Source organism: Aliihoeflea sp. PC F10.4, from assembly GCF_054612275.1.
Window position 1 is genome coordinate 4,127,576 of the sequence record NZ_JBTSWH010000001.1, and the last position, 18,942, is coordinate 4,146,517.

Sequence of the window (18,942 nt, forward strand, 5' to 3'; positions counted from 1 at the left end):
ATCAACCGGGCAGCGGCTGCCGTCCCGGCGGTCGCTGCCCGGTGCGCCTTCGATATCGTCCAATTCCAAAGGGTGCTTCATCATGAGAGTTTTGACCGGCTCAGCGGTTTTGCTGGCCTTCGCATTTCCCGCCTTCGCACAAAATACGTCGACCGCCGATATCGCCGCGGGGGAAAAGATGTATGCGAGTTCGTGTGCAAGATGCCACGGACGTACCGGGCGCGGTATGGCGTCCTTCCCCCCGGTCGAGGGCAAGGATGCCGACTACCTCGTCAACCGGCTCGAGCAATATCGCGCGGGAGAAAATGTCGGTCCCAACTCGGGTCTGATGCGGCCAGTCGCAGCGAATCTGTCCGATGAGGATATCGCCAACCTTTCCGCCTTCATCGCGGCGAACTTTCAATAATACGGATATTCGATTCTCAACCGGGACGCCGCCTTGCAACGGGTTGGTGCTGATCATCGCCAGAATGGTTTGCACCCCTCTCGCAAGGCCTCATCCCGGTCGATGCCGATATCGCGAAGCTCATGAGGTTCGAGTTCGAGCAACCTTGCGCGCTGGTCCCGCCTTTGCGGCCAGATCCGAAAAATGAGGCGTAGCGCGGAACAGTTCCTGTGCGTGAGCGAGGGCGGGCGGTGGCACGGCACACCGAAGCTGGCGATTTCGTTTGCGGCCATATCGGATCACTTTCGAAACATCGATCCTCCCTTTCTACCTGGCTTGCGACTGTGGATGTTTCGGCCGGGACCGAAGCGTTCGGGCTGGCTTTCCAGACGGTTGCTTCTATGCTGCCACGCATGACGAACATGGCTTCAGGCAATGCCATCGCGACCGTAGCAGCGCTTCTGGGTGAGCCTGCTCGCGCCAACATCATGTCCGCCCTTATGAGCGGGCAGGCGCTGACGGCGGGAGAGCTGGCCCGTTCGTCCGGCGTAACGGCGCAAACGACGAGCGGGCATCTTTCTCGTCTTGCGGAAGCCGAATTGATCGTGCCCGAACGGCAGGGTCGGCACCGCTACTACAGAATGGCCTCCGCCGAAGTCGCACAGATGGTCGAAACGCTTTCGATCGTCGCATCCATGGGACCGAAGCGACATCATCCGCTCGGCCCGCGTGATACGGCACTTCGCAAGGCCCGTACCTGCTACGATCATATTGCCGGCAGGCTCGGCCTCGCCATCGCCGATTCCATGCAGTCAAGAAACCTGATCGTGCTTGCCGACGGTGCCGGCATGCTGACGCCGGCAGGACAAGGTTTCGTCACGGATTTCGGGCTCGATCTCAGCAATGGTTCGAAACGGCCGCTTTGCCGGACATGCCTCGACTGGAGCGAGCGCCGGCATCATCTGGCCGGACGGCTCGGTGCAGCGATTCTTGATCGCCTTGTGGAACGCCAATGGGTAAAGCGCTTGCCGGACAGCCGCGCGCTCATCGTCACGCGCAGCGGCGAGCGCGGCCTTGCCGAAACCTTCGGCCTGCCCAACGACTGGCAAGGCAGGATGGAATGACGGAAAGTTCGAGGCTAGGCTCTCGTTACGAGTACAATGACGGCCCTCACGGACGTTCTGCAAATCTCGAAATCCACTATTGGCATAAAGCTTGAAGCCGTTAGTCCCGTGCTCGTCACCGAAATTCATGCCCTAACCCGTCCGCTGGCCGACGCTCGGGTTCCGTTCTTTCGGCAAAACTTATCCACCCTCTCCACACCTGCTCTATCATCCACCGCAGTTCCTCCCGCCGGGAACGCGTCCGGAGACGTTCTGATGCGGGGAGGAACCGGCGCTCTGGTCGTGCGGAAAACGTAGCCGTGCGGTTAGGGATGTCGCGGCCGGGGCATCTTGCAGCCCGTTTAAAGGTACGGGGTGCGCCATACGCGCGCTAAGGCAGAGAAGTCGGGTCTTCCCGAACCTTCTGCCCCAGTGATGTGGACGCGATACGAAACCGCCGGGCGACGGTCCTGCCGATCGCAATAACAATATTCTCAAGAGCGTGAAGCGGACCGTCGCCTTCCCGATCTTCTCTTCGCACGATCCGGCCGACTTTTCGGTGCGGAGGCACTGCCGCGCGTCATCGCTCCGAACGACTGCCGATGCCTGTCGGCGCGGCGACGTCCCTGCATGCCTTGCTCCTTCGCTTAGCCTCGCGCTATGGATTCACCGACTGACGAGAAAGGATACGACATGAGACTCGATGGAAAGACGGCGATCGTGACGGGCGCGGCGGGCGGCATCGGCTACGCCATCGCGGACCGCTTCCTGCGTGAAGGGGCGAAGGTCGTCATCGCCGATATCGACACGACCAAGGGCGGCAAGGCCGAAAGCGACCTGTCGGGGCTCGGCAAGGTGCGTTTTATCAAGGCGGACGTGTCGAAGCGGCTCGACGTGCAGAACCTCGTCACCGCGACGCTCGACGCTTTCGGCGACATCGACATCCTCGTCAACAATGCCGGCATCGTCCATGGCGCTGAGTTCCTCGATCTGAAGGAGGACGATTTCGACCGCGTGCTCGGCGTCAATCTCAAAGGCTCGTTCCTGACGGGTCAGGCTGTCGCGCGCTACATGGTCGAAAAGATCGAAAAGGGCGGCGCGCCCGGCGCGATCGTCAACATGTCATCCATCAACGCCGTCTTCGCGCTGCCTAACCAGATACCGTATTCGATCTCCAAGGGCGGTGTTTCGCAGCTTACCAAGGCGATGGCGATTTCGCTTGCGCCGCATGGCATCCGCGTCAACGCGATCGGGCCAGGTTCGATCATGACCGACATGCTGGCGGCAGTGAACGCCGACCCGGCGGCGAAGAACCGCATCCTGTCGCGCACGCCGATGGGCAGGATCGGCGATCCGTCCGAGATCGCATCGGTCGCGGTGTTCCTTGCCTCCGACGACGCATCCTACGTCACGGGCCAGACCGTCTATGCCGATGGCGGGCGCCTGCCGCTCAACTACACGGTGGAGGTAAAGCCCGAAAGCTGACATCCTCCTGACATCAGGCTGTCAGGAGGAGCCGTCCATACTGACAATCTGACGGGGAAGGCCCCGAGGAGAGGATCGTCCCATGCGACGCGCGGATCGGCTGTTCCAGATCGTGCAACATCTTCGCGGCGGGCGGCTCGTTACCGCGCACATGCTGGCCGAGCGGCTGGAAGTGTCTGACCGCACGATCTATCGTGATATTGCGGATTTGCAGTCGACCGGGGTGCCGATCGATGGCGAGGCTGGCGTCGGCTACATCCTGCGCGAAGGCTTCGACCTGCCGCCATTGATGTTCACCCGCGACGAGATCGTGGCGCTTGTCGCCGGCGCGCGCATGGTGCGCGCCTTCGGCGGAGCGGCCATGGCGCGGGCTGCCGAAGAGGCGCTGGTCAAGATTTCCGCCGTGCTGCCCGATGCGGAGCGCGGGCGTATCGACCGCACTGAAATCCACATGCCGCTCTGGGTCGTCAGCGATGCCGAGCGCCGGACGATCGACACATTGGAACGCGCGGTCGAGGCGCGACATGTGCTTTCGATCGACTATCGCGACGAGGCGGGCGCGTCGTCCTGCCGGCAGATCCGGCCGCTCGGTCTCTGGTTCTGGGGAAAGGTCTGGACGGTCGTCGCCTGGTGCGAATTGCGCGACGACTTCCGGGCGTTCCGCATCGACAGGATCGCCTCGGTCGCCTGCGACGGCACCGTCTTTCGGCACGAGAAGGGCAAGCGGCTCGCCGATTTCTACCGAAGGATCGAGCACGATCAGTCCGCGCGCGAATGGGCCGAACGGCGCACCACGTCCTGATCTCGCAATCGGAGCGATGCGTGCCTATCTGTGGTGCGGTAAAACTCGATCCGGAGAATTGGACGCATGAAATCGGGACCCGTCGCCTTCCTCTTGTGGCTCGTCGGCCTCGTCGGCTTTTGCGGGCTGCACCGCTTTTATACCGGACGCATCTGGACCGGCCTGCTCTGGCTGTTCACGCTCGGCCTGCTCGGCATCGGCCAGATCATCGACCTGTTCCTCTTGCCTTCGATGGTTCGCCAGGCGAATCTCGAACGCCGCGTCGAGACGATGGAGGCAGGGCGGCTGCGCTGATTTTTCATGAAACCATCGGGCAAAGCGCCCGTTGGTCCCCCGAACCGTTCAATGAGACGAAGGGGAGAAAACCATGTCCATCAGCCGCCGTGACGAAGACCGCGCTTTGACAAAAGACGAGCGCGAAATCGTCGCCAAGACCCATCACCCCGAATTGCAGAACCTCAAGGACAAGGAACTGGCATCGGTCATCAAGCTGATGCGCGAGCGCCGCGACAAGGCAAGTTCCGAAGTTCAGCGCCGCAGGCGCGAGATGCGCGGCAAGGCGGCGCCTAAGGGCAACGAAGCCGCGACCTCGGCGACCGGCAACAAGGCGAAGCTTGCCGTTCTGGCGGGTGCGATGAAGCGGCTGAACGCCGAACATGCACGTCGCAGGGAAGCGGCCTGACCGACAAGCAGCATATAAAAAGAAGGGCGCTCGAAGCGCCCTTCTTTTTATTTGTTTTGTTCCGACCGTCAGAAGCGGTTGTCGTCTTCCTCGTCATCGGTATTGGTCGACTTCAGCGACGACAGCTTGGCGAAGACGGCATCCGCGTCGAGTTCGTCGTTGTCCTTTTCGGTGCCGACTTCCAGCGTTTCGGTTTCGCGGGCCGGCAGCAGCGTTCCGCCGGTCGGCTCTGACGCCGGCAGGTTGCGCGAGGCCTTCTGCACTTCAAGGTCGAGGTCGATCTGCGAGGAAAGGCCGAGCGTCACAGGGTCCATCGGAACGAGGTGAGCCGAATTCCAGTGCTTACGCTCGCGGATCTGCTCGATCGTCGCCTTGGTCGTGCCGACGAGGCGCGAAATCTGCGCGTCCTTCAGTTCGGGATGATTGCGCACCAGCCACAAAATGGCGTTGGGGCGATCCTGCCGCTTGGAAAGCGGCGTATAGCGTGGCGTGCGGCGCTTGGTTTCGGGCACGCGCACCTTCGGCTCGGCGATCTTGAGCTTGTAATTCTCGTCCGCTTCGCCCTTGGCGATCTCCTCGCGCGTGATCTGGCCGGTCATGACCGGATCGAGACCCTTGATGCCCTGCGCGGCCTCGCCGTCGGCAATCGCCTTCACTTCGAGCGGGTGCAACGTGCAGAACGCTGCGATCTGATCGAAGGAAAGCGCGGTGTTGTCGACCAGCCAGACGGCCGTCGCCTTGGGCATGAGCAGGGTGTTGGCCATGAGATAAATCCTTCCTGTTCGCCCGCGGTCCCTGCCGCGGGCGGTGGGCAATGCCACCGAATTGGGAAAATCACTACTGCATATAAAGGCAATTCGGTTTGTTCGCAACGGAAAGTGGCCCAGGCATGCGCGATGTTGTGGAGCGGGGGCGGCCGGTTTAGCGTGCCAATGAAACAGGGATATGCAGCATGAGCGGACTGCTTGCGCTTCTCGATGACGTGGCCGCGCTGGCGAAACTCGCCGCCGCACAGGTGGACGACGTAGCCGCGCAGGCGGGACGTGTCGGCGTCAAGGTCGCGGGCGCGGTGATCGACGATACGGCGAAAGCAGGCGCGAAATCGCTCGGCGTGGTCATCGACGACACGGCGGTGACGCCGAAATACGTCCAGAACCTGCCGGCAGCACGCGAATTGCCGATTGTGTGGAAGATCGCGCGCGGCTCGGTCTTCAACAAGATCGTGATCCTCCTGCCTCTCGCGCTCCTGCTCGACAGTTTCGCGCCTTGGCTGATGACGCCGCTATTGATGCTGGGCGGTTGTTATCTGTGTTTCGAGGGTGCGGAGAAGGTCGCGCATCTCTTTTCGCCGCATGAAGAAGATCATGCGGAACAGCCGCAGCAACTCGACGCCGCGCGGCTGGAAGAAGAGCGCGTGGCGGGCGCGATCAAGACCGATTTCATCTTGTCGGCCGAGATCATGACGATTGCGCTGGCAGCGATCGAGGCCGAGGGCGTTATCACGCGCGGCATCGTGTTGGCGCTGGTCGCGGTCGGGATCACGGCGCTCGTCTATGGCGCGGTCGCGCTTTTGGTAAAGATGGACGATGCCGGATTGAAACTCGCCCAGATCGGACGGCTTTCTGGAACGCGCGCCTTCGGGCGCGGGCTGGTCAAGGCGATGCCCGGCATCATGAACGTGATCTCGATCGTCGGCACGGCGGCGATGCTGTGGGTCGGTGGACAGATCGTGACCCATGGGCTCGCCGTTCTCGGTTTCGGTGCGATCAGCCATTTCATCGAAGGCGTCGCGGCACAGGCGGCCCATCTCATCGGGGCAGGCGAGGCGGCGGTGGAATGGATCGTCACCGCCGCGCTCGATGGCGTCTTCGGATTGGCGCTGGGTCTCGCGCTCGTCCCGATCGTCGGCAAAGTGCTTCTGCCCGCCTTTGCACTGGTGCGCGGAAAGGCCTGAACCTTCCCGCGTCAGTTTATCACCCCGCCACTGCGATCAGATCGGGCGCCGTGGCATGCCGCACGACGATGGCGCTGCCGTCGCGCACATTGGCATGGAGGTGGATGATGTCCTGATTGATCAGGCGGATGCAGCCCGACGAGATCGACCGGCCGATCGACCATGGCTGGTGCGTGCCATGAACGCGGTAGATCGTATCGCGGCCGTTCTGGTGGATGTAGAGACCGCGCGCGCCCATCGGGTTCGTTGGGCCCGGGGCCATACCGCCATTGGCGATCGAATAGGGTTCGAGTTCAGGCTGGCGCGCGACCATGGAATCCGGCGGCGTCCAGCGCGGCCACACGCGCTTGTATGCGATGATCGCGCGGCCCTGCCACGAGAAACCGTCACGCCCAACGCCGATGCCGTAGCGCATGGCGCGCCCGTTCGGCCGGACGTGGTAGAGATATTTCTCGCCGGTCTCGACGATGAGCGTGCCGGGGCGTTCGTCGGTTTCGTAGTCGACTTCGCGGCGCCACCATTCGGGCGCCATCTGGGAGACGTCGACGGCGGGAACGTCGAACTGTTCCTCGGGCAGTGCGTCGTACATCGACGGGCGGACCGGCGGTGGGGGCGGCAAGGGTTCGGGCTGCGGCTCGGGCGTCGACATGCAGCCTGCAAGCGCCAGCGAGCCGGCCCCCAGAAGAAGAAAACGGCGGTTCATGCGCGCGGGAGGAAAGCGCCCGTCGCCTGAGGTTTGTTCGGTCATTGTTGCCTCGAAATAAAAGTCTGTCGTGCCATGGAACGGCACGCAATCGGAGTGTCGAAGGTGGATGCCCGTTAGGGGCGGAGAGGATCAGCCCTGCGGCGGGCGCTCGATGCCTGAAGGGCGCTTGGCGATGACCAGCCGCGTATGGCTCGAAGGAGCATGGTTCTCGGTTGAAGGCGTGACGCCAAGGTCCGTGTCGCGCGGCGTAATCGCCTGGATGCCGACGCAAACGGCGATGGCGGCCTCGCTATCGGCCGGAATCTGGCTCTCGCCGGTCATCTCGATCAGCTTTTCCTGCAACATACGGCATTTGGGGCCGATGCCCTCCATCATCGCACTGGCCTGCGCCGGCACGACAAGCACCAGGCAGGAAGCGATAATGAACAGGATGGGGCGCAGGCGAAACATGAATTCCGGCTAGAAGCGGAAAGTGGCGAGAATCGTGCAGCCTGTCCCTTGCCGTCTGAAATACGAAATCGCGGTCATGTTAAGACCCTGTCAGTTGCATTCGTGCTACAGTTGCAGGAAGGGACTGCCAAAGCTTTATGGACTTTCATGCGTACGCTATCGGCCTTGTTCGGATTGAGCATCATCGTGGTCGCCATCGCAATGGGATGGTGGTCCCCTGTGGAGCGCGAGGCGCTGTCGCCACAGGTTGCGGCCGTGACGCAGCGGCCCGGTATCGAGGAGGCCGCCCCGCTCGCCTCTTCGTCCATGCCCTCATCAACGGCTTCCGTCACGCCCGAGCCTGTCGCCGAGGAGCCGCAGGAGATCGAGGGCGAGGTATTCTACACCACCGCGAATGTGCGCATGCGCAGCGGGCCGGCGTCGAGCTTCAACATCGTGTGGACAGCGCCCGCCGGCACGCGGGTCCATTCCGTTCAGGTCGACGGCAACTGGCATCTGGTCAAAACCGCCGACCATGAAGGCTGGATGTATGTGCGCTATATGCGCGAGGGGTCTGTCACGCAGTAGGAACGCGCGTTGTGCGAGGGACGGGTGACGCAAGCGTCGGGCTCGGTGATTCCAAGCCCGGCGTCAGCAATTGAATGGTCGGTCACGCGTGGCTATGGCGATCACGCCACGTCGAGCACGATCTTGCCGATGTGGTCGCCTTCTTCCATGCGCTCATGTGCGCGCCAGGCTTCCTTCAACGGGAATATCATGTCCATGACTGGTGCGATCTCGCGCGCGGCAAGCAGTGGCCACACGCGTGACTCCAGTTCGGACGCCACCTTCGCCTTGAACGCGACGGTGCGCGGGCGCAAAGTCGAGCCGGTATGCGTCAGGCGCTTGACCATCAGCTTGGCGTAGTTCGCTTCACCCGTCGCGCCGCCCATCGTGGCGATCTGGACGATGCGGCCTTCGACGGCGGCGGCATCGTAATTGCGCGCGACATAGGAGCCGCCAACCATGTCGAGGATGACGTTCGCGCCCTTGCCGTCGGTAAAGTCTTTCACCGCCTCGACGAAATCGGTCTCACGGTAGTTGATGGCCAGAGCCGCGCCGAGCTTTTCGCAGGCCTCGCATTTATCGGCCGAGCCGGCCGTGACGATCACCTTCGCACCCAGCTTCGAGGCGATCTGGATGGCCGTCGTGCCGATGCCGGACGAGCCGCCATGAACCAGAAGCGTTTCGCCTTCCTGAAGTTCGCCGCGCTGGAAGACGTTGTTCCAGACGGTGAAGAACGTTTCGGGGATCGCCGCCGCCTCGGTAGAGGTGAAGCCGTGTGGGATCGGCAGCGCATTGGTTTCGTGGACGCGGCAATATTCGGCATAGCCACCGCCCGGCGTCAGCGCCGTCACCTGATCGCCGACACGCCAGCGTTTGACGTTCGGCCCGACTGCCGCGACCTCGCCGGCAGCTTCCAGCCCCGGCAGGTCCGACGCATCCGGCGGCGGCGGATAGGCGCCCTTCCGCTGCTGCACGTCCGGGCGATTGACGCCGGCTGCGCGTACGCGGATCAGGATTTCGCCCTCGCGCAATTCGGGAAGCGCTCGGCGTTCCGGTTTCAGGACAAGCGGTCCGCCCGGTTCGGTGATGGCAACAGCGGTCATCTTTTCGGGCAGGTCGACGCTCATTCATGACTCCTTTGGCGGGTTTGATCGCAACCGCCTCCTTATGTAGCTTTAAGAGGCGACGATCAAACGGGAGTATGCGCCATGGCCGCTTTCGACGACGAACCGGTGCGCCGGAAAAAAGTACACGAGATCGGGCAGGACCTGTCTTTGCTTTCGGTGGGCGAACTTGCAGAGCGCGTCGAGGCGCTGAAGGTGGAGATCGCGCGGTTGGAGGCCGAAATGGCCGACAAGGGCTCCACACGATCGGCAGCGGAGGCGCTGTTCAGGACGAGCTGATCGGCAGACGACGGTTTTTCCCCAGCCGCTGTCGCAGCCGCGCCGTCAAAAGGTCGTAATAGGTCTATTGTCCCGGCGCTGCGACGCCGCCTCGACCACAAGAGATTCGTTTGATGTTCATGTCCATCCGCCCCGTCCTTTCGCTGCTTTTCGGTACGGCGTTCCTGCTTTCCGGCTCAGGTTTGCATGGGCTGGTTCTGCCGCTGCGCGGGCAGGCGGAAGGATTTACGACCACCTCGCTCGGTCTTTTGGGCACGGCCTGGGCCGTCGGTTTCGTTGCGGGCTGCTATCGCGCGCCGTATCTCGTGCAGCGCGTCGGTCACGTACGTGCCTATGGCGCGTTCGCGGCAACCGCTTCCATCGTCGCGCTGATGACCGGCATCTGGATCAACGAGGTTGCCTGGATCATCCTTCGTGCCTGCACCGGCTTTGCGATGGCAGGTGCCTTCATGGTCATCGAGAGCTGGCTCAACGAGCGCTCGTCGAACGAGAACCGGGGCAGCATCTTCGGTCTTTACATGATGGTGACCTACGCCTCGATCATGGCCGGACAGATGGTGGTCGCGTCCGCCGATATCGGCAACGCGTCCCTGTTCATGATGGCGGGCATCCTGTTCTGCGCCTCGCTGATCCCGACCGCGATCTCCTCCGCTATGGCTCCGAAACCGCTGCAAAGCGTCTCGCTCGACCTGAAAGGGCTGTACCGCAACTCGCCGGTGGCTTCGGCTGCGTGCCTTCTCGTGGGCATCGCGAACGGTGCGTGGGGCACGCTCGGCGCGGTCTATGGCGCGCGAATCGGCATCACCACTTTCGAGATCGCGCTGATGATGAGCCTCGTGGTGCTTGCCGGTGCGCTGGCGCAGATGCCGGTCGGCCGGATTTCAGACCGCACCGACCGGCGCTACGTGCTGGCGAGCGCATCGGCTTTCTGCGGATTGATCGCGCTGGTGATCTTTTTGATCGCGCCGCGAAACGGCATCGTCGTTCTCGTGATGACCGGCGCCTACGGCATGTTCGCCTATACGCTCTATTCGATCGCCGTCGCGCATGCCAACGACCATGCGAGCCCGGAGGATTTCGTCAAGGTTTCGGGCGGGCTGCTGCTGCTCTACGGGTTCGGAACGATGATCGGGCCGATGGTGGCCGCTCCTTTGATGGACTATCTGCGCCCCGAAAGCCTGTTCCTGGCGACCGCCCTGCCGCATCTCGTTCTGGCCGGCTACACCATGCTTCGCGTCTCGCGCCGCGCGCCGGTGCCGATCGAGGAACGCGAGGCGTTCAAGACCTTGCCGTCCGAGCGCGCCGTCACGCCGCAGGCGGTGCTGCTCGATCCGCGCAGCGATACCGAGGATACGAGTGAGGACGCGGAGCGGCGGGACGCCGCATGAGCGGAGCGGACGCCTTTTCCGCGATCGCCGACCCGACGCGGCGGCATTTGCTGGAAGAGTTGCGGCGCGGTCCGAAGACGGTGGGCGAACTTGCCGCCGGCTTGCCGATATCGCGCCCGGCGGTTTCGCAGCATCTGAAGGCGCTGCTCGATGCGGGGCTCGTTCTCGCCACCAGTGAAGGCACAAAGCGGGTCTACGAGATCGAGCCCGCCGGCTTCCTCAAGCTCAATTTGTGGTTGGATCAGTTCTGGGAGGGGTGATCGAGCCCGAAAAAACAAAGCCGGCGGCGCGAACGCCACCGGCAGGTCCCCTATGGGCTTTCCCTCAAAAGCCCGGCGTTTAGTGCCTGGTCGGATACGACCGGATTTTTTCCATTTCGTCCTTCAGGGCCAGCTTCCGCCGTTTCAATGAAGCGATCTCGAGCGGATCGGCCGAGGGATGCGCCATCACCTCGTCCAGTTGCTTGTCGACATCGCCGTGTTTGCGCTGGAGTTCCTGTAAATGGGACGCTAGAGACATTCCGGGCTCTCCCTTCCTGGTTCCTCGTTCGCGTGCTCGCCGTCCGGTTCCCGGTCGGAACCGGATATGACAGCACGATGACAGTGTGCCATCACTCGCAAAAGCTGTCGAACACCCAGTAGTAGCATTTCCTGACAAATCGACATGTGATATGAATCGCCCACGAGGATCGCGTCTGACGCGGCCCGCCTTCGCGAGCGCGCCTCGCATTCAGCAGACGGTGAAGATGTCGGAACAGGATCAGGCGGAGATTCGTCTCGAATTTGCCCGGACCAAGCAGGAGCACGCGGATTTCGATGCCGCGATCAATGCGATGATCGAGGTCGGGTGCGACCCGCTCCAGATCCAGCGCATGAAGAAGAAGAAGCTTGCGCTGAAGGACAAATTGTCCAAGCTCGAAGATCGGATCATTCCCGACATCATCGCCTGAGCGCGTTACATCGAACCGGATTCCATGCCGCAAGCCAAAGTTGAAATCGCCATCATCATGGGCAGCCAGTCGGACTGGGCCACGATGCGTCACGCCGCCGAAACGCTGGATGCGCTCGGCCTCGGTTACGACGCGCGGATCGTCTCGGCGCACCGGACGCCCGAGCGACTCTACGATTTCGCCAAGAGTGCGAAGGGCGAAGGCTTCAAGGTCGTGATCGCAGGCGCAGGCGGCGCGGCGCATCTGCCTGGAATGGCGGCGGCCCTGACACCGCTGCCGGTCTTCGGCGTGCCGGTCGAATCGAAGGCGCTTTCGGGTCAGGATTCGCTTTTGTCCATCGTCCAGATGCCGGCCGGCATTCCGGTCGGCACGCTCGCCATCGGTCGCGCGGGCGCCGTCAACGCCGCGCTTTTGGCCGCAGCCGTGCTGGCGCTTTACGATGAAGATCTGGCGACCCGACTTGATGCGTGGCGTCAAAAGCAGAGCGACGCGGTCGCCGAACGGCCGACGGACGAGCCATGAGCGCGCTCAAATCAGGCTCGACCATTGGCATCATCGGCGGGGGCCAGCTTGGCCGCATGCTCGCCATGGCGGCCGCGAAGCTCGGCTATCGCACCGTGATCCTCGATCCGCAGGGCGATTGCCCTGCAGCGCAGGTCGCCAACGAACAGATCGTCGCCGCCTATGACGACGCCCACGGCCTGGCGCGTCTGGGCTCCGAATGCGACGTCATCACCTATGAATTCGAGAACGTGCCGGTCGAGGCTGCGAAAAGCCTTGCGGCTGACCATCCAGTCTTCCCGCCGCCGCGTGCGCTCGAAATGGCGCAGGACCGCCTGATCGAGAAGCAGTTCCTCAACGATGCCGGCATCGCCACGGCACCCTACAAGGCGATCGACAGCAATACCGATCTTTCGCGCGCGCTTCAGACCTTCGGCGGCTCGGGCGTCCTGAAGACGCGCCGGATGGGCTATGACGGCAAGGGCCAGAAGGTCTTTCGCGACGCGGGTGGCGATCAGGCGCACGGCGTCTACGAGAATATGGGTTCCGTTCCGCTGATCCTCGAAGGCTTCGTGCCGTTCGCAAGTGAATTGTCCGTGGTGGCGGCGCGTGACCTTACGGGAGCGAAGGTCGCCTTCGATGCGGCCGAAAACGTGCATCAGGGCGGTATCCTGAAACGGTCGACTGTACCGGCGAAGGTGCGCCCGAAGACGCTCGGCGCCGCGCGCGAAGCGACGTTCAACGTTCTCGACGCGCTCGACTATGTCGGAGTGATCGGCGTCGAGTTTTTTGTTCTCGGCGACGGTTCGGTGATCGCCAACGAAATGGCGCCGCGCGTCCACAATTCCGGCCACTGGACGGAAGCCGCCTGCGCCGTGTCGCAGTTCGAGCAGCACATCCGCGCAATCAGCGGCCTGCCGCTGGGCAACAGCGCGCGCCATTCGAACTGCGTAATGGAAAACCTGATCGGCGACGACATCGAACAGGTCGAGACACTGGCTGGAGAGCCTGGCGTCGTTCTTCATCTTTACGGAAAGAGCGAAGCACGGCCCGGCCGGAAGATGGGCCATTTCACGCGGATTTCACCGCGTAGTTGACGGCTCGCGAGCCGGCAATGGCGCGGCCAGAAAGCCCGACGCCATTTTTCGAAACGCGTCGATGGCCCTTGGCAGGGCTGCGTGCGGGTCTTCGCTCGATGCCACCCACAACGCGGCGTTCATCGCCGCGCCGCTGAGAAGGCGCGCCGCCGCCTCAACATCGACCTCGACCATGACGCCATCTATTATCAGCTGCGCGACCGCTTGCCGGGTCACGTCCAGACATGCGTTCTGGCTCGGCCATTGCGAGGGATCGCCCAGAACGGCGGGACCGTCGAGAAGAACGATCCGGCGGATTTCGGGAACGAGCGCCATTTCGATATAGGCTTCGCCCTCCGCCAAAAGCGCGTTCCAGCCATCGCCCGCCGCCGCGCCGACCTCCTGCGCGCGCTTGGCCATCTCGCCATCGACTTCGGCGACGACCGCAGCGAAGAGGCCCTTCTTGTCGCCGAAATTGTGATAGAGCGCGCCGCGCGTCAGACCGGCCTGCGCCGTGAAATCGTCCATCGATGCGCCGGCGAAGCCTTTTGCGGCGAACGCCAGCCTTGCTGCGACAAGCAGCTTTGCGCGGTTATAAGCCATCGTTTCGGCACGAGGTTTCGGCGGCATGGCGAGCCTTCTTTCATATACGCTACGTATGCGGATTGACATACGGATCGTATGCTACTAGTTTCACATACGCAACGTATATAAATCGCCAATGCGGATTTTGAACCCCGAAATATGCAATCCGTCATCGGCCGTTGAAGAAGGAACGAAGATCATGACCAAACGCAAAACCGTTTTTCCTGCCGATCGCAGCGACCTTTACGAAAAGCATCGTTATTCCGCCGCGATCCAGTCCGGCGATCTCCTGTTCGTTTCCGGGCAGGTCGGTAGCCGGCAGGATGGCTCGCCGGAACCGGATTTCGAAACGCAGGTGCGAAAGGCGTTCAGCAACATGAAAGCCGTGCTCGATGCCGGCGGCGCTTCGATCGACGACATCGTGGATGTAACCTGCTTTCACACCGACCCCGAAAACCAGTTCGAGACGGTCTTGAAGGTCAAGAACGAGGTGTTCCCAGAAGCGCCTTACCCGAACTGGACCGCGATCGGCGTAAACTGGCTTGCCGGTTTCGATTTCGAGATCAAGGTGATCGCGCGTATTCCGACGGCCTGAACAGCGTCGATACGGCGCGAGTCCGGTTGACATGCGCGGGGCAGGTCCGGTAAGAGCCAGCCAACAAATTCGGGCGCGCCCTGTGGCGCGTCCTTGTCGTTTGGCGCCCGTTGAAGGGCAAGAAGAAAAACGGGCAGACCGATGAAGATCAAGAACTCGCTCAAGGCGCTCAAGGGCCGTCACCGCGAAAACCGCCTCGTGCGCCGCAAGGGCCGCATCTACATCATCAACAAGTCCAACCCGCGCTTCAAGGCGCGTCAGGGCTGATCCAACACAGTTCCGGCTGAAGCGCGTGAGCGTTTTCGGCCGCGAAACCGGATCGACGGCTTTTGGGCCGACTGTCACGCAGATTTCAATTTGACGTTCCGCATGGCGCGCCTACCATGGCGCACATGCGGAACGTTTTGTCATGCGCGCTTGCGATTTTTCTTCTGGCCGGTTCAGCACAGGCCGAAGATGCCGTTCGTGCCGCAACGCCTGAGCAGGAGCCAACGGCAGGCGCGGTTCTCGATGGGCTTTTCGCCGAACTGAAGCGCAGCGGCAACGAACAGGCGGCGGCGCGCATTGCGGGTCGGATCGAGCGGGAATGGGCGCGGTCGGGCAGCCGTTCCATAGACTTGATGATGCAATGGTCGGGCGAGGCGATGCAGGCGCGAAAATTCGACGTCGCGCTCGACTTTCTCGATCAGGTCGTCACCTTGTCGCCGGATTATGCGGAAGGCTGGAACCGGCGCGCGACCGTGCATTTCATGATGGACAATTATGCGATGTCGATGGCCGATATCGACCGGACGCTGCGGCTGGAGCCGCGCCATTTTGGCGCGCTATCCGGCATGGCGCGCATTCTGGAGCAGGGTGGGCGCAAGCAAAGCGCGTTGCATGCCTATGAACGCGTACTCGACGTCTATCCGATGATGCGCAGGGCGCAGGACAGGGTCGGGACGCTTTCCGACGAACTGGCGGGGCAGGGCATCTGACGATACGTCCTGCGACCGGGCTAGGGCCGGAATGAACCTTTTGACGGCTGCCGCCGCCTTTCTTCTCGCGCTGCTGCTCGTTTTCGTCGGCGTCACCCGCGTTGGCGTCTGGCTGATCGAGCGCAAATATCCGCCGGTCGGCACCTTCGCGACCGTCAACGACACGCGGCTTCATCATGTTCATCTACCGGCGGGGCCGGACGCGGATTTGCCGCCCATCGTCTTCATCCACGGCGCGAGCGCCAATCTGCTCGATGCGATGATCCCGGTGCGTGGGCGGCTGGAAGGTCGCGCCGAGTTGTTGTTCCTCGATCGTCCCGGACATGGATGGTCGGCACGCGGACCGGGCAACAACGAGACCCCGTTCGCGCAAGCCGCCACGATCGCCGCACTGATGGATGAAATGGGGATCGAACGCGCCATCATCGTCGGCCATTCCTTCGGTGCGGCGGTGACGGCGGCGCTGGCGCTCGATCATCCGCAAAAAGTCGCCGGCCTCGTTTTTCTCGCACCGGCCAGCCACCCATGGCCGGGCGCGGATACGTCCTGGTATTATACGCTGGCGGCGCGGCCTGTCGTCGGGCGGCTGTTTTCCCAAACGCTGACGCTGCCGGCAGGCTGGTCGCGCATGCGCGACGCCTCGGCCTGCGTCTTTTCACCCAACGCGCTTTCGCCGACCTATCTTCAAGACGCCGGCATACCGCTGGTCTTGCGGCCATCCGCCTTTCGGGCGAACGCCGTCGACGTTGCCGGGCTTTACGAACACACGCTTGCGGCCGCGCCGCGCTACGGCGATATCGCCGCGCCGACGATCGTCATTTCCGGCGACCGCGATACGGTCGTCTACGAGGAAATTCACGCTGCCGGGCTGATCCGCGACATTCCCGGAGCCGAGGGGGTCTGGGTGCGTAATCTGGGCCACAAGCCCGATTGGGTGGCACCAGAACTGACTGTGGCCGCGATCGAGCGTGTCGCCGGCCTTGACATCGATATCGACGCCTTGTCGCTTCTCGTCGAGGATCGCATCGCAAACGACGCCTTCAATCTCGACATATGCGCGCAGCCGTCCCCGCCGCAGGCGCCGGCTGTTTAACCGTTTTTTTCTGGCTTTCGGTCCAAGCGTGGGAAAAAGTGTCCCGCGAACGGGTGAAGCGATGCGCCCGACAATGAAATCGACGACGACGATGAATGCTGAAAACGGGACTGATGCAAGGCGCGAAGGCGTATGGGCGCGAGCGCTGGAACGCGTGCGCCTTGGTGTGTGGGACTGGGATATGCAGGCCGGCACCTGCTATTACTCGCCCGGCTGGGCAAGGATGCTCGGCTATGAGCAGCATGACCTTTCCGACGACCCGGCCCTGCGCATCGAACTGACGCATCCCGATGATCGGGAAGCGGCCATCGCAAGCGTCGAGCGTCACATCGCCGGGCGCACGCCGCGCATCGAGACGGAACTGCGGATGCGTCACAAGGAGGGGCGCTGGATCTGGGTACTCAATCGTGGCGGGATCATCGAGCGCGATGCGGCGGGAAAGGCCGTGCGCCTCGTCGGCGTTCACAGCGACATCACCCGGCGCAGGGATACCGAGGACCGTCTCGTGCAGCTCAACGCACGTTTTCGCCTCGCGCTCGCGGCGAGTGAAACCGGGGTATGGCATCACGATGTCGCCCGGGAAAAGAGTTTCTGGGACGCGCGCACGCACGAGATTTTCGGCTACAGGCCATCCGTGTCGGAAGTGCCGATGGAGCGATGGCAGTCCCATCTTCATCCGGACGACCGTGAACGGGCGATGGCCGGTGAGCATCTGACCACTAAGCGTGCGGGCGAAACGCTCAAGATGCGCTATCGCATCATCCGCAAGGACAAGGCGCTGCGGCATCTGGAGACGCTGACGCGCTTCGTGCCCGAATTCGGGAGCAAGGGCCAGTTCGTCGGCACCACGCGGGACGTTACCGAAGAGCATGAGCGCGAGGAGCGGCTGGCCTATGCGGCGCGGCACGACACGCTGACGGGTCTTTTGAACCGCGCCGCCTTCGACGGCGAACTGAAAAGCGCGGTCGGTGCGGCGCGTTCCAAGCCCGTGATCGTCTACTATCTCGATCTCGATTACTTCAAGGCCCTGAACGACGTTGCCGGCCATGCCGCCGGCGATAGGGCATTAGCGAAAATCGGAGCCATCATCTCGGGCGAAATGCCAGCGGGCGGCGTATCGGCGCGTCTTGGCGGGGACGAGTTCGCATTCATCGCGCCACTTACGGGCGGGTTCGATCCCGCGCATCTGGCCGAACGCATACTTGCGCGCATCGCCGCGGAAAATTTCGGCGACATGAGCGAGGCGACGAAGCTGGGCGCCAGCATCGGCTATGCCGTGATCGCGGAAAAAGGCATCTCGCCGGCCGACGCGCTGGCACGTGCCGACGATGCCTGCTACGCCGCAAAGGCGTCCGGCCGCAATCGCTGCGTCGCGTTCGGCGAAGGCAACGAAGGCGCGACATCGGGCCTGACGGCTGCGCGCATCGTTTCCGAAACGGTCGACGCGATGGAAGAACATCGCGTCAGGCTCTACGCGCAGCAAATTCAGATGATCGTTCACCCGCGCAGCCCGTCGCATCGCTACGAGGTCCTGTCGCGGCTGGAGGGCAGGGACGGCCGTCTGATCCCGCCCGGCGTCTTCATTCCCGCTGCCGAGCGCTTCGGCATGGCCGCCCGTCTCGACCGCTGGATCGTGCGCGATGCGCTTCAGCGCTTCGGGCACGTGATGAACGGGCCGGCGGGCCTCGTGCTTGGCATCAATCTTTCGGCGCAGACCCTGAGCGATCCGGGCTTGTGGGATTTCATCGACCGCGAAGTGACCACCTCGAAAGCCGCGCACCGCAACCTCGTTTTCGAAATAACCGAAACGGCTGCCGTGACCAATTTTCAGACGGCGGAGCGGTTCCTTCATGCCGCGCGTGAACGTGGTTGTCTCGTCAGCCTCGACGATTTCGGGTCCGGTTTGAGTTCGTTCGATTATCTGCGGCGTTTTCCCGTCGACAGTATCAAGATCACCGGCACCTTCATCGAAAATCTGACCGGCTCGACCTTCGACCAGGCGATCGTCCGCTCGATCCGCGACGTGGCGCATGCAGCCAACCTTGTCGTCGTGGCCGAAAAGATCGAGGACGAACAAACGCTCGAACTCCTGGCGGAACTCGGCATCGAATATGGGCAGGGCTTTTTCCTGCACCGGCCGGAGCCGCTGGAGGCTATCGTCGGGCGGATCGAAGCCATTTCAGCCGAAGGATAGTCCTTCGAGGTCTTGAAAAGGCGGGCCCGACGCCCCATTATTGTCGCCGTCCCGTTGGTCCGGGCCCC

The 18,942-nt window shown here is 62.8% G+C and carries 26 protein-coding genes; 19 read left to right on the plus strand and 7 right to left on the minus strand.

What is annotated here, in order from left to right; genetic code table 11:
• The first annotated feature begins 82 nt into the window (after nt 1-82).
• Nucleotides 83-406, plus strand: coding sequence for a c-type cytochrome (locus ACX82Z_RS20740; RefSeq protein ID WP_459590984.1), 324 nt, complete (start codon nt 83-85; stop codon nt 404-406).
• Nucleotides 407-459: 53 nt separating this feature from the next.
• On the opposite strand, the gene ACX82Z_RS20745 is transcribed toward ACX82Z_RS20740, so the two are convergent.
• Nucleotides 460-678 carry a DUF1127 domain-containing protein gene (locus ACX82Z_RS20745; RefSeq protein WP_459590985.1) on the minus strand — a complete coding sequence of 73 codons (219 nt, stop codon included), beginning with the start codon at nt 676-678 and terminating at the stop codon, nt 460-462.
• Here ACX82Z_RS20745 and ACX82Z_RS20750 point away from each other — a divergent pair.
• The 5 genes from ACX82Z_RS20750 (at nt 637) to ACX82Z_RS20770 (ending at nt 4,457) form a co-directional block, all read left to right on the plus strand.
• On the plus strand, nt 637-1,509 hold the full coding sequence (locus ACX82Z_RS20750) for an ArsR/SmtB family transcription factor (protein WP_459590986.1): 873 nt from the start codon (nt 637-639) through the stop codon (nt 1,507-1,509). The two genes, ACX82Z_RS20745 and ACX82Z_RS20750, sit on opposite strands and share 42 nt — an antisense overlap.
• 672 nt (nt 1,510-2,181) lie before the next feature.
• On the plus strand, nt 2,182-2,973 hold the full coding sequence (locus ACX82Z_RS20755; RefSeq protein WP_459590987.1) for an SDR family NAD(P)-dependent oxidoreductase: 792 nt from the start codon (nt 2,182-2,184) through the stop codon (nt 2,971-2,973).
• An 82-nt stretch (nt 2,974-3,055) separates the two neighbouring features.
• Entirely contained in the window at nt 3,056-3,775 is a 720-nt protein-coding gene (locus ACX82Z_RS20760; RefSeq protein WP_459590988.1) for a helix-turn-helix transcriptional regulator, read from the plus strand.
• Nucleotides 3,776-3,841: 66 nt separating this feature from the next.
• Complete coding sequence (locus ACX82Z_RS20765) at nt 3,842-4,069, plus strand: NINE protein (RefSeq protein ID WP_459590989.1); 228 nt, start codon at nt 3,842-3,844, stop codon at nt 4,067-4,069.
• A gap of 73 nt (nt 4,070-4,142) precedes the next feature.
• A complete protein-coding gene (locus ACX82Z_RS20770) occupies nt 4,143-4,457 on the plus strand; it encodes a hypothetical protein (protein ID WP_459590990.1) in 315 nt (104 codons plus the stop codon).
• Nucleotides 4,458-4,525: 68 nt separating this feature from the next.
• Here ACX82Z_RS20770 and ACX82Z_RS20775 read toward each other — a convergent pair whose 3' ends face one another.
• Nucleotides 4,526-5,221 (minus strand): DUF1013 domain-containing protein, encoded by a 696-nt coding sequence (locus ACX82Z_RS20775; RefSeq protein ID WP_459590991.1) that lies wholly within the window; start codon nt 5,219-5,221, stop codon nt 4,526-4,528.
• A gap of 188 nt (nt 5,222-5,409) precedes the next feature.
• Between ACX82Z_RS20775 and ACX82Z_RS20780 the strand changes: the two genes are divergently transcribed.
• Entirely contained in the window at nt 5,410-6,411 is a 1,002-nt protein-coding gene (locus tag ACX82Z_RS20780) for a DUF808 domain-containing protein (RefSeq protein WP_459590992.1), read from the plus strand.
• Nucleotides 6,412-6,430: 19 nt separating this feature from the next.
• On the opposite strand, the gene ACX82Z_RS20785 is transcribed toward ACX82Z_RS20780, so the two are convergent.
• Together ACX82Z_RS20785 and ACX82Z_RS20790 are read right to left on the minus strand one after the other, a co-directional pair.
• Entirely contained in the window at nt 6,431-7,159 is a 729-nt protein-coding gene (locus ACX82Z_RS20785) for a L,D-transpeptidase (protein WP_459590993.1), read from the minus strand.
• Nucleotides 7,160-7,246: 87 nt separating this feature from the next.
• Nucleotides 7,247-7,567 (minus strand): hypothetical protein, encoded by a 321-nt coding sequence (locus tag ACX82Z_RS20790; RefSeq protein WP_459590994.1) that lies wholly within the window; start codon nt 7,565-7,567, stop codon nt 7,247-7,249.
• Nucleotides 7,568-7,714: 147 nt separating this feature from the next.
• Between ACX82Z_RS20790 and ACX82Z_RS20795 the strand changes: the two genes are divergently transcribed.
• Nucleotides 7,715-8,134 (plus strand): SH3 domain-containing protein, encoded by a 420-nt coding sequence (locus ACX82Z_RS20795; protein WP_459590995.1) that lies wholly within the window; start codon nt 7,715-7,717, stop codon nt 8,132-8,134.
• A gap of 101 nt (nt 8,135-8,235) precedes the next feature.
• Here the strand turns inward: ACX82Z_RS20795 and ACX82Z_RS20800 are convergent, their stop codons facing one another.
• Nucleotides 8,236-9,240 carry an NAD(P)H-quinone oxidoreductase gene (locus ACX82Z_RS20800; RefSeq protein ID WP_459590996.1) on the minus strand — a complete coding sequence of 335 codons (1,005 nt, stop codon included), beginning with the start codon at nt 9,238-9,240 and terminating at the stop codon, nt 8,236-8,238.
• A gap of 81 nt (nt 9,241-9,321) precedes the next feature.
• On the opposite strand from ACX82Z_RS20800, the gene ACX82Z_RS20805 reads away from it, so the two are divergent.
• The 3 genes from ACX82Z_RS20805 to ACX82Z_RS20815 all read left to right on the plus strand — a co-directional run bounded on the left by ACX82Z_RS20805 (nt 9,322) and on the right by ACX82Z_RS20815 (nt 11,164).
• On the plus strand, nt 9,322-9,516 hold the full coding sequence (locus ACX82Z_RS20805; RefSeq protein WP_459590997.1) for a DUF1192 domain-containing protein: 195 nt from the start codon (nt 9,322-9,324) through the stop codon (nt 9,514-9,516).
• Between the two features lie 113 nt (nt 9,517-9,629).
• A complete protein-coding gene (locus ACX82Z_RS20810; RefSeq protein WP_459590998.1) occupies nt 9,630-10,904 on the plus strand; it encodes an MFS transporter in 1,275 nt (424 codons plus the stop codon).
• Nucleotides 10,901-11,164: an ArsR/SmtB family transcription factor gene (locus ACX82Z_RS20815; protein WP_459590999.1), complete on the plus strand. Its 264-nt coding sequence runs from the start codon at nt 10,901-10,903 to the stop codon at nt 11,162-11,164. The genes ACX82Z_RS20810 and ACX82Z_RS20815 overlap by 4 nt, the downstream gene beginning before the upstream one ends.
• 79 nt (nt 11,165-11,243) lie before the next feature.
• Here ACX82Z_RS20815 and ACX82Z_RS20820 read toward each other — a convergent pair whose 3' ends face one another.
• Nucleotides 11,244-11,423, minus strand: a complete 180-nt coding sequence (locus ACX82Z_RS20820; RefSeq protein WP_459591000.1) for a YdcH family protein — start codon at nt 11,421-11,423, stop codon at nt 11,244-11,246.
• Between the two features lie 226 nt (nt 11,424-11,649).
• On the opposite strand from ACX82Z_RS20820, the gene ACX82Z_RS20825 reads away from it, so the two are divergent.
• Genes ACX82Z_RS20825 through ACX82Z_RS20835 form a run of 3 tightly spaced genes read left to right on the plus strand, consistent with a single transcriptional unit; the run spans nt 11,650 to nt 13,451 of the window.
• The gene (locus ACX82Z_RS20825; protein WP_459911915.1) at nt 11,650-11,853 is read left to right on the plus strand and encodes a YdcH family protein; all 204 of its coding nucleotides are present in this window, start codon (nt 11,650-11,652) and stop codon (nt 11,851-11,853) included.
• Nucleotides 11,854-11,877: 24 nt separating this feature from the next.
• Nucleotides 11,878-12,375: a 5-(carboxyamino)imidazole ribonucleotide mutase gene (purE, locus tag ACX82Z_RS20830; RefSeq protein WP_459591001.1), complete on the plus strand. Its 498-nt coding sequence runs from the start codon at nt 11,878-11,880 to the stop codon at nt 12,373-12,375.
• Nucleotides 12,372-13,451, plus strand: a complete 1,080-nt coding sequence (locus tag ACX82Z_RS20835; RefSeq protein ID WP_459591002.1) for a 5-(carboxyamino)imidazole ribonucleotide synthase — start codon at nt 12,372-12,374, stop codon at nt 13,449-13,451. The genes purE and ACX82Z_RS20835 overlap by 4 nt, the downstream gene beginning before the upstream one ends.
• Here ACX82Z_RS20835 and ACX82Z_RS20840 read toward each other — a convergent pair.
• Entirely contained in the window at nt 13,437-14,060 is a 624-nt protein-coding gene (locus tag ACX82Z_RS20840) for a TetR/AcrR family transcriptional regulator (RefSeq protein WP_459591003.1), read from the minus strand. The genes ACX82Z_RS20835 and ACX82Z_RS20840 overlap by 15 nt on opposite strands.
• A 154-nt stretch (nt 14,061-14,214) precedes the next feature.
• On the opposite strand from ACX82Z_RS20840, the gene ACX82Z_RS20845 reads away from it, so the two are divergent.
• The 5 genes from ACX82Z_RS20845 (at nt 14,215) to ACX82Z_RS20865 (ending at nt 18,874) form a co-directional block, all read left to right on the plus strand.
• Nucleotides 14,215-14,610 (plus strand): RidA family protein, encoded by a 396-nt coding sequence (locus tag ACX82Z_RS20845; protein WP_459591004.1) that lies wholly within the window; start codon nt 14,215-14,217, stop codon nt 14,608-14,610.
• A gap of 141 nt (nt 14,611-14,751) precedes the next feature.
• Nucleotides 14,752-14,877, plus strand: coding sequence for a type B 50S ribosomal protein L36 (ykgO, locus tag ACX82Z_RS20850; RefSeq protein ID WP_159589347.1), 126 nt, complete (start codon nt 14,752-14,754; stop codon nt 14,875-14,877).
• Between the two features lie 125 nt (nt 14,878-15,002).
• Entirely contained in the window at nt 15,003-15,587 is a 585-nt protein-coding gene (locus tag ACX82Z_RS20855; RefSeq protein WP_459911917.1) for a tetratricopeptide repeat protein, read from the plus strand.
• Between the two features lie 31 nt (nt 15,588-15,618).
• A complete protein-coding gene (locus tag ACX82Z_RS20860) occupies nt 15,619-16,680 on the plus strand; it encodes an alpha/beta fold hydrolase (RefSeq protein ID WP_459591005.1) in 1,062 nt (353 codons plus the stop codon).
• Between the two features lie 73 nt (nt 16,681-16,753).
• Nucleotides 16,754-18,874, plus strand: a complete 2,121-nt coding sequence (locus ACX82Z_RS20865; protein WP_459591006.1) for an EAL domain-containing protein — start codon at nt 16,754-16,756, stop codon at nt 18,872-18,874.
• The last annotated feature ends 68 nt before the right edge of the window (nt 18,875-18,942 follow it).

Coding starts and splice junctions, on each gene's coding strand:
- ACX82Z_RS20760 (WP_459590988.1), top strand. CDS start 3,056: ATGCGACGCGCGGATCGGCTGTTCCAGATCGTGCAACATCTTCGCGGC.
- ACX82Z_RS20810 (WP_459590998.1), top strand. CDS start 9,630: ATGTTCATGTCCATCCGCCCCGTCCTTTCGCTGCTTTTCGGTACGGCG.
- ACX82Z_RS20765 (WP_459590989.1), top strand. CDS start 3,842: ATGAAATCGGGACCCGTCGCCTTCCTCTTGTGGCTCGTCGGCCTCGTC.
- ACX82Z_RS20815 (WP_459590999.1), top strand. CDS start 10,901: ATGAGCGGAGCGGACGCCTTTTCCGCGATCGCCGACCCGACGCGGCGG.
- ACX82Z_RS20840 (WP_459591003.1), bottom strand. CDS start 14,060: ATGCCGCCGAAACCTCGTGCCGAAACGATGGCTTATAACCGCGCAAAG.
- ACX82Z_RS20755 (WP_459590987.1), top strand. CDS start 2,182: ATGAGACTCGATGGAAAGACGGCGATCGTGACGGGCGCGGCGGGCGGC.
- ACX82Z_RS20825 (WP_459911915.1), top strand. CDS start 11,650: ATGTCGGAACAGGATCAGGCGGAGATTCGTCTCGAATTTGCCCGGACC.
- ACX82Z_RS20740 (WP_459590984.1), top strand. CDS start 83: ATGAGAGTTTTGACCGGCTCAGCGGTTTTGCTGGCCTTCGCATTTCCC.
- ACX82Z_RS20860 (WP_459591005.1), top strand. CDS start 15,619: ATGAACCTTTTGACGGCTGCCGCCGCCTTTCTTCTCGCGCTGCTGCTC.
- ACX82Z_RS20865 (WP_459591006.1), top strand. CDS start 16,754: ATGAAATCGACGACGACGATGAATGCTGAAAACGGGACTGATGCAAGG.
- ACX82Z_RS20745 (WP_459590985.1), bottom strand. CDS start 678: ATGGCCGCAAACGAAATCGCCAGCTTCGGTGTGCCGTGCCACCGCCCG.
- ACX82Z_RS20785 (WP_459590993.1), bottom strand. CDS start 7,159: ATGACCGAACAAACCTCAGGCGACGGGCGCTTTCCTCCCGCGCGCATG.
- ACX82Z_RS20780 (WP_459590992.1), top strand. CDS start 5,410: ATGAGCGGACTGCTTGCGCTTCTCGATGACGTGGCCGCGCTGGCGAAA.
- ACX82Z_RS20775 (WP_459590991.1), bottom strand. CDS start 5,221: ATGGCCAACACCCTGCTCATGCCCAAGGCGACGGCCGTCTGGCTGGTC.
- ACX82Z_RS20855 (WP_459911917.1), top strand. CDS start 15,003: ATGCGGAACGTTTTGTCATGCGCGCTTGCGATTTTTCTTCTGGCCGGT.
- ACX82Z_RS20770 (WP_459590990.1), top strand. CDS start 4,143: ATGTCCATCAGCCGCCGTGACGAAGACCGCGCTTTGACAAAAGACGAG.
- ACX82Z_RS20835 (WP_459591002.1), top strand. CDS start 12,372: ATGAGCGCGCTCAAATCAGGCTCGACCATTGGCATCATCGGCGGGGGC.
- ykgO (WP_159589347.1), top strand. CDS start 14,752: ATGAAGATCAAGAACTCGCTCAAGGCGCTCAAGGGCCGTCACCGCGAA.
- ACX82Z_RS20795 (WP_459590995.1), top strand. CDS start 7,715: ATGCGTACGCTATCGGCCTTGTTCGGATTGAGCATCATCGTGGTCGCC.
- purE (WP_459591001.1), top strand. CDS start 11,878: ATGCCGCAAGCCAAAGTTGAAATCGCCATCATCATGGGCAGCCAGTCG.
- ACX82Z_RS20845 (WP_459591004.1), top strand. CDS start 14,215: ATGACCAAACGCAAAACCGTTTTTCCTGCCGATCGCAGCGACCTTTAC.
- ACX82Z_RS20800 (WP_459590996.1), bottom strand. CDS start 9,240: ATGAGCGTCGACCTGCCCGAAAAGATGACCGCTGTTGCCATCACCGAA.
- ACX82Z_RS20805 (WP_459590997.1), top strand. CDS start 9,322: ATGGCCGCTTTCGACGACGAACCGGTGCGCCGGAAAAAAGTACACGAG.
- ACX82Z_RS20820 (WP_459591000.1), bottom strand. CDS start 11,423: ATGTCTCTAGCGTCCCATTTACAGGAACTCCAGCGCAAACACGGCGAT.
- ACX82Z_RS20790 (WP_459590994.1), bottom strand. CDS start 7,567: ATGTTTCGCCTGCGCCCCATCCTGTTCATTATCGCTTCCTGCCTGGTG.